Genomic DNA, 10,619 nt, shown 5'->3' on the forward strand with positions numbered 1-10,619 from the left:
TCTTCAATACAAAATGCTTGTCGCCAATTACCTTGACACTATAATCCTTCTCCAAAGCTGACTGGTAAATCCACATCAGATATTGTCTGTCCTGAGAACTCAAGAGAGAAGGATGTTCAAGTCTCCCTACAGCCTGATAAAAATCAAAAACAGGAGCTAACTCTTGCCAATCTGACTGGCTAGTTGTCAAGGCTAGAAAAAGGGCTTTACGAGCTGATACTTCTTGATTAGCCTTGAGAGTCCCTTTTCCCTCCAAGTTTTTTAGAAAGTGGGAAACTCCAGAAAGCAAATCTTTCTCTAACTGCGAGAAATAAAAACCTTGCCTTCCCAGACATAAGTCTCTCAAGTCGCTTTCTCTAGCAAATAAGAGTTCAAACATTTGATAGTAAAAGAAAAATATCTGGCACTGAGTCGCGCTCATCTTTTCCTTATCGGCTTCTTTTTTTAACCAGAGCAAGGGCAATAGGTAGCTGGATTGGTACATTTCCTCCACCTCCTACTCTTTTTTCTCTGGAGCATCTGCACTAGCTGCCACTTCTTTTGACTGGATACTTTCCCACTGGTTGATTTCCTCTGAGATAAGACCTTCGCATGTCTTGACAAATAGGGCAAAAGCCTTGGTTTTTCCTGCATATTTCTCCGTTTGGCATTGATAGAGAAATTTTTCCCTTTCCAGGAGTTGCGCAGTTTTTTGGTAAGAAATCCAGTGTTCCTTGGCATTATACAAATTGAGAATCCCCTCACACAGCAAGCCTAGACTGGACAAGGCAACCGAAATCAAACGGTAGCGATCACCTGGCATAGGAATAGCACAAAAAACAGCTATGAGAAAACCTGCCACGATTTCTGTTATTTTTAATACCTTATAGCGTCTACGATGTTGAACGCTTTTCTTTAAAAAATGAGCTATCTGTACATCCAATCGATCTGTCAGGTACATTTCTTCTGGCGTCATGTTCGTAACCCCTTTTATCTATTCATTCTATTCAAAAAACTAGGATAACTGTCTAGTAGGCTTAGCAAATAGCAATAATGTTGTCATGTTATTTTGGAAAGGAAGTCTCATGTTTATATCTAGTGGCAAAATATCGCTTCTCCTACTAGCAAAATTCACCTAGTTTAATCATTATATCATAATCGGGACAAAAAAACTTACTTACTTACTTACTTACTTACTTACTTACTTACTTACTTACTTACTTACTTACTTACTTACTCATGGTAGCTGATTTTATCAATGATGGCAAGCTCTGTATCTTGAAATGTCAGAATTATTAATTTTTTATTACATGCTTATTTTTGCCATCGTGAGAAAGGAGCGTTTGATTTTTTATAGCATAATAAAGTAGTAACTGAATAAATTTAGTTGAGAAATTTAAACTAATTTTTAACAATATTTTAAAAAGCAAGCTGTACTATTCTAGTTTCAATCTGCTATACCGTTTTCATTATAATTCTATCTCTCTTAAATCAAAGTTAAAATCTCCTGTTTAGATAGAATAAGCTATCCTTTATCAGAAAAAATCCATAATCTCCTCCAAGAACTGAAGACCAGCAATGAAAATCCAGAACAGGTTCAAAAACTCAAGGAAGCCTATGACAAACTCAATGAAGCATTGGGGCAATCGTCGGAAAATGGACTTGTCAATCAGGAGGTTTTTAATGCTGCACTTGAGGAGTATAAAAAGACTGCTCACCTAAAGAAAGGCGAGGAGGGAACTGGAAAAACTAGGAATCGTAGAAGTGTTTCCGGGCTTGTTTATGGGTTTGCTACAGGAAGTACCGGGAAGGAAAAAAGATCTAGGGATGATTCAGGAAGAGAAAGAGACACTCGTAATTTATATAACGGTCAAAACTTAAACGAGATACCTTTAAAATATATTGCTACTGTAGAAACTGGAACTATTAGAAATATTTCTTTATCAGGGTTCCCAACGGTGGGTAAGGACGGTAAAACTTGGGCTACAATCAAAACAAGAATTGATAGTAATGGAAAACGAGCTGTTTTAACTATTACCGGTCAGTCTCCTAAAAATCTCTATGGGCTATACAATACAACCTTAACAGTAACTGAAGGAAGCGGTCACGTATCTAGTAAGATTCAAGAGGTTCTGTATCAACTACCAAAACCAGAATTTGATGAATCTCCCCCAAATCCAGGAAAGACCGCTCAACAAGATGTAGAGGGAAAAGCAGGAGAAAAACCTATAGTTAAGGGGAAAATTCCTACTCCACCAAATGGATTCTCTAGTTCTAATATTCCGCAAGGCTCTCAATTGAAAATGTATTTGGTTCAAGGAGGACATAATGAAAATTTTGGTGGAATTGAAACCTCAGCACAAGGTTATGACATCGTTGCGTGGGGGCTAGTAGGAGCAGATGGAACGTCAGTATTATATCCAACTCAGTATAAAAAGCAATCTATAGGTGATAAACCGCTACGTCTTATCGTGGCTTATGTTCAACAAGGAACAGATCGAGTACTAAACAAGGACTTAGTTTCGCCTCTGTCTAGGGATTCCATTACACCGACCTATCCGATTGATAGGGATGGGGCTAAATCAACAAATAAATGAGCTGGAAGCTAGATAACACTCAATTGTAACCGTCCAATAACGAAGTATATTGAAAAATCTCCAAACTAGAGAACTCACTGATGGTTCCTAATCTGGAGATTTCTTATTTGCACTTTTCTTGTATAATAGATTGAAATAGTAGACGAACACACTAATTTGACTTCCCCAATTGATTCGCCTAATTCCTATTTCATTTTGATGTAACTATTTTTATCGAGACTATAACTCACATACAAAATCTTTAATTTTCGTTTTTAAGAATTTCTTCTAATTTATGATAGTCTTGGACACTATCGATCTCATAGATGCTATTGCCTTCTAATTCTTCAACATAGACATCTAGCTCTTTGATATTGTCCTTAACCATATTGTCCCAGTAGAGATCAACAAATTCACCACTTGCATAAGCCTTGTCGATAAAGCTAACAATCTTTTCTGCTGTTGGAGCATCCCAGAAGGATACACCACTAAGGATGCGACCTGCCTTGCTATCAACAATAATGTCTTGAACCTTGTAGTCATCTCCATAGACCAAGAACCATTCGTTGGTACAATCTTCACGATAAACACTAAAATAAGTAGAACGTGTCAGATCATTGCGGAACATATTTTTAAAGAGATAATTATCGGCATCGATAACATAACTGTTAGCTAATTCTTCTTTTACAAGATAGAGAGAGTAAAAGTTATTGTAATCAGCGTATTTATCATTGAAAACGAGGCGAACTCCATATTTCTCTTTTAAATAATCGAATTGTTCTTTAAGGTAACCAACGATGATGATGATGTCATGGATTCCTTTTTCTTTTAGAAACTCAATTTGGTATTCAATCAAAGGTTTTTGATTAACCTGAACCAAGGCTTTAGGGGTATTTTCAGTCATAGGACGCAAGCGAGTTCCCAAGCCCGCTGCTAAGATAATGGCTTTCACACGAATCTCCTTTATTCTTTAATAATAATATAAACTCCAGCAATGACGACAAGTGACGTAATAATTGTCAGCATATCTAGCGGTGCACCCAAGAAAACAACTGCAAACAAGACAGTCCAAACTACATAACTCACGTTCAAGCCTGTAGCCTTGGCTGGTTGCAAGCGATTGATAGCTATATAATAAGCCAAGTAGGAAATCATATCAAAGGCTGCAAAGACAATCATAAGACCTAGCAATTGTCCATTGGCCACTTCTGCAAATGACTGATGAGAGAAGAGCACAATCACAAGATAGGACAAGAATGAAGTTACTTGACGAATTAAGAGAGCTTCGATTTCACTCAATTCACTTTCCATGGCAAAAGAGCTAAGAACACTCTCACTTCCCCATGCAATAGCACAAACTAAAGCACAGAGAATCCCAATGTAGAAGGAATTGACCTGTTCAACCTTATAGGTCTGAGCAATAATCCCTCCAATAATCAAGACAATCCCAAACACAGTATTTTTTGAAATCTTGTGTTTCAAAAAGAAAAAAGCCAATAAAACTGAAATCGCAGGGTAAATAGCCGATACAGATGAAGCCAAGGAACTTCCGATATACTTAACCGCATAAAGATTGGCCTGCATTCCGATAGGGCCTGCTAGCAAGGCTCCGATGATAACACTAACATTGCGAATATTTAAGAAAATTGAGAGACGAACTTTTCCTTCTTTCACCAAGAGAAAAGCTAGTAAGATAAAGATACTCAAGAAATCGTGAGCAGCGGCCACCACAAAGGGCGACAAATCTGTAAAAATCGAAAAGATATAAGCACTAATCGTTAGACCTAGACCCCAGAAAATACCTGAGAGTAGACCAAAAGAAACTCCATTTTTATTTTTCATCTGAACCTCCATAATATGACAAACCTTTAACAGCTCTTTGGTAACGACTCACACCATAGTCACCAAAATCTGCACCTTGCTCTTCTTTGTAGACTGTCCATAGACTCCAAATAGCATCTTGCAAAATTTTATAAATGGCAATCTTTTCACGAGAGACAGGTGTTTGCTCACTCTCATAGTGAGATAAGAAGGCTTCTTCCTCTTGACGAGTGAATTCAGACTCTAAAAAGAGGGCAGCCAAATCCCACATTGGATCATTCATTGATGAATATTCCCAGTCAATCAAATAGAGTCGTCCTTGATGTGATTCGATAAAGTTTTCAGGCACCAAATCGATATGACAAGATTTTCTGTCAACACCTAAGTCAGCCAGTCTTTTCTCTAAGGAGAAGACTTCTTCTCGAACAGCTTCATAGTTGGCATAAGGGATTTTCTCTTCAATCAATGATTCGTATTTTTTGATTTCTTCAAAAGGAACAAATTCTCCTCTTAATTCCTTGCCAGAAGCATGAATAGTTTGTAATATTGGAGCAATTTTATCGAGTTTGGTCTTGATTGTAGTTGAATCAAGCGTAATCGCAGATTCGATATACTCATTTACTTTGATACCAGCTTCAATATCAAAAAGATAATTTTTTACATCTAAGTCTAAATCCTTTAGTAGTTCAAGATTGTACTTTTCATCTTGACGATTGATAAGCTTTTCTGTCCCTTTACCAAAGAATTTAACAATGTATTGCTTATTTGTTGTTTTGACCAAATAGTTTTGATTGGTCATTCCCCCCAGTTGTTCAACACTGAGGACTTCCTCTTCTTGACTAAGTAAGGAAGAAATTTTCTCTTTAATGATTTTCTCCACAATTAACCTCCAGCACTTATACTTCCCACTTAAACACGGTTTTAAAGGCTGTGTTTAAATCGGTCGCAAAGACACGGTGAATATCTTTAATTTCTCTTACAGGTTCTTCTAGATAAAGGATATTTTTAAGACGATTGGCAAATTTCTTGACTTCCATCATTTGGATGGCATTTTCAAAATCAATGCGACCAGAACGAGAGGAACCAACCAAGAGCAAGCCTTTTTCTAAGGCATCGCGTGTATTGAGATTGACTTTATACTCACTAACTCCCATCATGAGAATCGTTCCCTGAGGACGAATATAGCGAATCAAATCATTAATAGCTGGTCCAGTACCATTACCACCACAACACTCAAAAGCATGGTCAAAGGCCAAATCTTCAGGAATATTATCAGTAATATAGCATTCTTTGGCAAATGAGAAAAGTTCCAACTTTTCCCAATGACGACCAATAACCACAATCTCTGCTTCTGGCAAAGTATAGTTGATAATATTGGCAACCACAAAAGCTAAACTTCCATCTCCGATAACGGCGATTCGGTCCCGCTTGCTATGAGCAAGGCTCAATAATCGATTCATGGCATGCATACCGACACTGACAAACTCTGTAATGGCTGCAACCGTGTCTTCGATAGCATCATAAGGCACCACACGGTCTTTAGGGAGAGAAACAAACTCTCTCATAAAGCCATCAAAGCCACTAGACAAGAAATGGGTCCCTGTCATATAGTTCTCATAGAATTCTTCATCACTCTGCATAGGAGGCTGATTGGGAATCATAACAACTTTTTGACCAACCTCGTAGGTTCCTGTTGGATCAGAAATAACGGTTCCACATGATTCGTGAATCATTGCCATTGGAAGCTTTTTATTCAAAATCTTGGGATCACGTTTTCCCTGGTAGTAACGCTGATCCGCATGACAGACAGCCATGTAGTTGGGACGGATAAGGATATGATTTTCTTGGTCAATAGCCTCTTCCTGGTATTTGACATTGATAAACTTGGGCTTAGTTAGTTGATAAATTTGATTAATCATTTTACTAGTCTTTCTCAATCATACTTTTTGCAATCTTCAAATCTGTTACGGTTGTAATCTTCAGATTTGAGTATTCACCTTTGGCCAAGGCTACATCTTTTCCTTTAATGACAAAAATTTTACATGCATCTGTCAAGATTTCCTTCTCTTCAGCAGAGAGAGAACCGTAAAGGTCCATGAAGTCCTTGCAACGGAATGTTTGAGGTGTTTGTCCTTGATAGAGGTGAGCACGATTTGGAATATCTGTAATAAATCGACCGTTAGTGCTTTCAACGATGGTATCAACCGCTTCTACCACTGTGTCCACTGCGTCATGATTTTGGGCAAGTTTGATATTGTCTTGAATCATGCGAAGTGTAATAAATGGACGAACAGAATCGTGGGTAATAACGATATCCTCTGGAGTAAGCGGACGATAAGCATCGATAGCTTCAATGATTTTCTCAATACTCGTATTACGGTCAGCACCACCCTTTGTAATGATGATACGTTCCTTATGAAGAGGAAGATATTTATCTACAAGATCTTCTGCATGAGAAACCCAGTCTCCATGAACCCCAACTACAATTTTTTCAATACTTGGTTCCAAGACAAATTTTTCAATTGTATGAATCAAAATAGGTCGATCACCTAGCTCTAAAAATTGTTTTGGCAAGTTACTGATTCCCATGCGTGTGCCAGTTCCACCAGCAAGAATTCCTGCATAAATCATCTATTTTCTCCTTTGTCTTACTAAAAAAACTTATTCTCTCTATTATACCACAATCTAGCCCTATCATGAAAGAAATACTAGACCTCCCTTTCTAGAATAGGAGGGTTAAGCAGTTCTATTATTCAAAGAAACTAGTCCATTTCTAGTAATAACCAGGAATTCTGTAGTCATTACCAATAAATGGCTGTGAAATTTTAGAGTTCTTCAGAATAATATAGTTTCCTTAAAGAAAACTTAAAATAAAACTTTGAAACTTCAAAGTGATTACTTGACTTATACTCAATGAAAATCAAAAAGCAAACTAGAAGCTAGCCGCAGGTTGCTCAAAGCACTGCTTTGAGGTTGCAGATAGAACTGACGAAGTCAGTAACATATATACGGTAAGGCGACGCTGACGTGGTTTGAAGAGATTTTCGAAGAGTATTACTGCCCTTCATTTCTTATTAGCTGACTTTATGATATAATGAAAAACGAGGTAAATTGAATGAAAAGTATAAAATTAAATGCTCTATCCTACATGGGAATTCGTGTCTTGAATATTATTTTTCCCATCTTAACTGGTACCTACGTCGCGCGTGTCTTGGACCGAACTGACTATGGTTACTTCAACTCAGTCGACACTATTTTGTCATTTTTCTTGCCCTTCGCAACTTATGGAGTCTATAACTACGGTTTACGGGCCATCAGTAATGTCAAGGATAACAAAAAAGATCTGAATAGAACCTTCTCTAGTCTTTTTTATTTGTGCATAGCTTGTACGATTTTGACCACTGCTGTCTATATCCTAGCTTATCCTCTCTTCTTTACTGATAATCCAATCGTCAAAAAAGTCTACCTTGTTATGGGGATTCAACTCATTGCCCAGATTTTTTCAATCGAGTGGGTCAATGAAGCTCTGGAAAATTACAGTTTTCTCTTTTACAAGACTGCCTTCATCCGTATCCTGATGCTGGTCTCTATTTTCCTGTTTGTCAAAAATGAACACGATATTGTTGTCTATACACTTGTGATGAGTTTATCGACACTAATTAACTATCTGATTAGTTATTTTTGGATTAAAAGAGACATTAAGCTTGTTAAGATTCACCTAAGTGATTTTAAACCGCTCTTTCTCCCTCTGACAGCCATGTTGGTCTTTGCTAATGCCAATATGCTCTTCACATTTTTGGATCGTCTCTTCCTCGTTAAAACAGGGATTGATGTCAACGTTAGTTACTATACCATGGCTCAACGAATTGTGACCGTTATAGCTGGTGTTGTAACAGGAGCTATCGGAGTGAGTGTGCCTCGTCTCAGTTACTATCTAGGAAAAGGCGATAAGGAAGCCTATGTCGCCCTTGTTAACAGAGGCAGTCGAATCTTTAACTTCTTTATCATCCCACTGAGCTTTGGTCTCATGGTTTTAGGACCAAATGCCATCCTACTTTACGGTAGTGAAAAATATATCGGAGGCGGTATCTTAACCTCTCTCTTCGCTTTTCGGACGATTATCCTGGCACTAGATACCATTCTTGGTTCCCAAATTCTCTTTACAAATGGTTATGAAAAACGTATCACAGTTTACACAGTCTTTGCTGGATTACTCAATTTGGGCTTAAATAGTCTCCTCTTTTTCAACCATATCGTGGCTCCTGAATACTATTTACTGACAACTATGCTATCAGAGGCCTCTCTACTTGTTTTCTATATCATTTTCATCCATAGAAAACAACTCATCCACTTAGGACATATCTTTAGCTATACTGTTCGATACTCGCTCTTTTCACTTTCCTTTGTAGCAATTTATTTCCTGATCAATTTCGTGTATCCTGTGGATATGGTCATTAATTTGCCATTTTTGATTAATACTGGTTTGATTGTCTTGATATCAGCTATCTCTTATATTGGTCTACTCGTCTTTACAAAAGATAGCATTTTCTATGAATTTTTAAACCATGTCCTAGCCTTAAAAAGTAAATTCAAAAAATCATAGGAGTTTAAAATGAAACAACTAACCATTGAAGATGCCAAACAAATTGAATTAGAAATTTTGGATTATATTGATACTCTCTGTAAAAAGCACAATATCAACTATATTATTAACTACGGTACTCTGATTGGGGCGGTTCGACATGAGGGCTTTATTCCTTGGGACGACGATATTGATTTGTCCATGCCTCGAGAAGACTACCAACGATTTATAAACATTTTTCAAAAGGAAAAAAGCAAATATAAGCTCCTTTCCTTAGAAACTGATAAGAACTACTTTAACAACTTTATCAAAATAACTGACAGTACGACTAAAATTATTGATACTCGAAATACAAAAACCTATGAGTCTGGTGTTTTTATCGATATTTTCCCTATGGATCGCTTTGATGATCCTAAGGTCATTGATACTTGTTATAAGCTGGAAAGCTTCAAACTGCTGTCTTTCAGTAAACATAAAAATATTGTCTATAAAGATAGCCTTTTAAAAGATTGGATACGAACAGCCTTTTGGTTGCTCCTTCGACCGGTTTCTCCTCGTTATTTCGCACATAAAATCGAGAAAGAAATTCAAAAATATAGTCGTGAAAATGGTCAGTATATGGCTTTTATCCCTTCTAAATTTAAGGAAAAGGAAGTCTTCCCAAGTGGTACCTTCGATAAAATAATTGATTTACCCTTTGAAAATTTAAGCCTTCCAGCACCTGAAAAATATGATACTATTTTGACACAATTTTATGGAGATTATATGACCCTACCACCAGAAGAAAAACGCTTTTACAGTCATGAATTTCACGCTTACAAATTGGAGGATTAGGATGCAGTATTTAGAAAAAGAAGAAATTAAAGAAATTCAACTAGCCCTGCTAGACTATATTGATGAGACTTGTAAGAAACATGATATTCCTTATTTTCTAAGTTATGGAACCATGCTTGGAGCTATCCGCCACAAAGGTATGATCCCATGGGATGATGATATTGATATTTCTCTCTATCGTGAAGATTATGAGCGTTTACTGAAGATTATTGAAGCAGAAAATCACCCTCGCTACAAGGTTCTTTCCTACGATACTTCTTCTTGGTACTTCCATAATTTCGCATCAATTTTGGACACCTCTACTGTTATCGAAGACCATGTTAAGTACAAGCGTCATGACACCAGTCTCTTTATCGATGTCTTCCCAATTGATCGCTTTACAGACTTGAGCATTGTCGACAAGAGTTATAAGTATGTAGCCCTTCGTCAACTAGCCTATATTAAAAAATCACGCGCAGTTCACGGTGATAGTAAATTAAAAGATTTTCTAAGATTATGTAGCTGGTACGCCCTCCGATTTGTCAATCCTCGTTATTTTTACAAGAAAATTGATCATCTAGTCAAAAATGCTGCAACCAACACTCCTCAATATGAAGGAGGAGTTGGGATCGGTAAGGAAGGGATGAAAGAAATCTTCCCAGTTGATACTTTTAAAGAACTGATTTTAACCGAGTTTGAAGGTCGTATGTTGCCTGTGCCAAAAAAATATGACCAATTTTTAACTCAGATGTATGGGGATTATATGACACCACCATCAAAAGAAATGCAAGAGTGGTATAGTCACAGTATTAAAGCTTATCGCAAAAGCTGATTGAGGGCGACCATAC

Annotated in this window: 11 protein-coding genes; 4 read left to right on the forward strand and 7 right to left on the reverse strand. The window is 37.2% G+C overall.

Translation table 11 applies throughout. The features are described from left to right. Window positions 1-484, reverse strand: a 484-nt coding sequence (locus tag DSY56_RS09010) for a hypothetical protein (protein ID WP_112445182.1), incomplete at its 3' end; no start/stop codon positions are given. Between the two features lie 12 nt (window positions 485-496). Further along, on the reverse strand, window positions 497-955 hold the full coding sequence (locus DSY56_RS09015) for a DUF4231 domain-containing protein (RefSeq protein ID WP_031222784.1): 459 nt from the start codon (window positions 953-955) through the stop codon (window positions 497-499). 661 nt (window positions 956-1,616) lie between these two features. On the opposite strand from DSY56_RS09015, the gene DSY56_RS09020 reads away from it, so the two are divergent. Further along, window positions 1,617-2,576 carry a hypothetical protein gene (locus tag DSY56_RS09020; protein WP_200832427.1) on the forward strand — a complete coding sequence of 320 codons (960 nt, stop codon included), beginning with the start codon at window positions 1,617-1,619 and terminating at the stop codon, window positions 2,574-2,576. A gap of 241 nt (window positions 2,577-2,817) precedes the next feature. On the opposite strand, the gene DSY56_RS09025 is transcribed toward DSY56_RS09020, so the two are convergent. From DSY56_RS09025 to DSY56_RS09045, 5 genes are read right to left on the reverse strand one after another with little or no spacing between them, the layout of a single operon-like run. After that, window positions 2,818-3,507 (reverse strand): CTP--phosphocholine cytidylyltransferase, encoded by a 690-nt coding sequence (locus DSY56_RS09025; protein WP_020902399.1) that lies wholly within the window; start codon window positions 3,505-3,507, stop codon window positions 2,818-2,820. Window positions 3,508-3,518: 11 nt separating this feature from the next. Next, window positions 3,519-4,397, reverse strand: coding sequence for a DMT family transporter (locus DSY56_RS09030; RefSeq protein WP_004269680.1), 879 nt, complete (start codon window positions 4,395-4,397; stop codon window positions 3,519-3,521). Further along, entirely contained in the window at window positions 4,387-5,256 is an 870-nt protein-coding gene (locus DSY56_RS09035; protein WP_112445184.1) for a phosphotransferase, read from the reverse strand. The genes DSY56_RS09030 and DSY56_RS09035 overlap by 11 nt, the downstream gene beginning before the upstream one ends. Window positions 5,257-5,272: 16 nt before the next feature. Continuing rightward, window positions 5,273-6,295: a ribitol-5-phosphate dehydrogenase gene (locus DSY56_RS09040; RefSeq protein WP_112445186.1), complete on the reverse strand. Its 1,023-nt coding sequence runs from the start codon at window positions 6,293-6,295 to the stop codon at window positions 5,273-5,275. A gap of 4 nt (window positions 6,296-6,299) precedes the next feature. Next, window positions 6,300-7,007 (reverse strand): IspD/TarI family cytidylyltransferase, encoded by a 708-nt coding sequence (locus DSY56_RS09045; RefSeq protein WP_112445188.1) that lies wholly within the window; start codon window positions 7,005-7,007, stop codon window positions 6,300-6,302. A 484-nt stretch (window positions 7,008-7,491) separates the two neighbouring features. Between DSY56_RS09045 and tacF the strand changes: the two genes are divergently transcribed. Genes tacF through DSY56_RS09060 form a run of 3 tightly spaced genes read left to right on the forward strand, consistent with a single transcriptional unit; the run spans window position 7,492 to window position 10,603 of the window. Then, window positions 7,492-8,979: a type IV teichoic acid flippase TacF gene (gene tacF, locus DSY56_RS09050; RefSeq protein WP_112445190.1), complete on the forward strand. Its 1,488-nt coding sequence runs from the start codon at window positions 7,492-7,494 to the stop codon at window positions 8,977-8,979. A gap of 9 nt (window positions 8,980-8,988) precedes the next feature. Next, on the forward strand, window positions 8,989-9,792 hold the full coding sequence (locus DSY56_RS09055) for a LicD family protein (protein WP_112445192.1): 804 nt from the start codon (window positions 8,989-8,991) through the stop codon (window positions 9,790-9,792). 1 nt (window position 9,793) lies between these two features. Further along, window positions 9,794-10,603 (forward strand): LicD family protein, encoded by an 810-nt coding sequence (locus DSY56_RS09060; protein WP_112445194.1) that lies wholly within the window; start codon window positions 9,794-9,796, stop codon window positions 10,601-10,603. Window positions 10,604-10,619: the final 16 nt, after the last annotated feature.

Origin of the sequence: Streptococcus sp. 596553 (assembly GCF_900411395.1) — a bacterium.
GTDB classification, from domain to species: Bacteria; Bacillota; Bacilli; order Lactobacillales; family Streptococcaceae; genus Streptococcus; species Streptococcus mitis_BA.

Bases quoted from the DNA above. Each gene is read 5' to 3' on its own strand.
- DSY56_RS09015 (WP_031222784.1), bottom strand. From the start codon at position 955: ATGACGCCAGAAGAAATGTACCTGACAGATCGATTGGATGTACAGATA.
- DSY56_RS09030 (WP_004269680.1), bottom strand. From the start codon at position 4,397: ATGAAAAATAAAAATGGAGTTTCTTTTGGTCTACTCTCAGGTATTTTC.
- DSY56_RS09040 (WP_112445186.1), bottom strand. From the start codon at position 6,295: ATGATTAATCAAATTTATCAACTAACTAAGCCCAAGTTTATCAATGTC.
- DSY56_RS09045 (WP_112445188.1), bottom strand. From the start codon at position 7,007: ATGATTTATGCAGGAATTCTTGCTGGTGGAACTGGCACACGCATGGGA.
- tacF (WP_112445190.1), top strand. From the start codon at position 7,492: ATGAAAAGTATAAAATTAAATGCTCTATCCTACATGGGAATTCGTGTC.
- DSY56_RS09055 (WP_112445192.1), top strand. From the start codon at position 8,989: ATGAAACAACTAACCATTGAAGATGCCAAACAAATTGAATTAGAAATT.
- DSY56_RS09060 (WP_112445194.1), top strand. From the start codon at position 9,794: ATGCAGTATTTAGAAAAAGAAGAAATTAAAGAAATTCAACTAGCCCTG.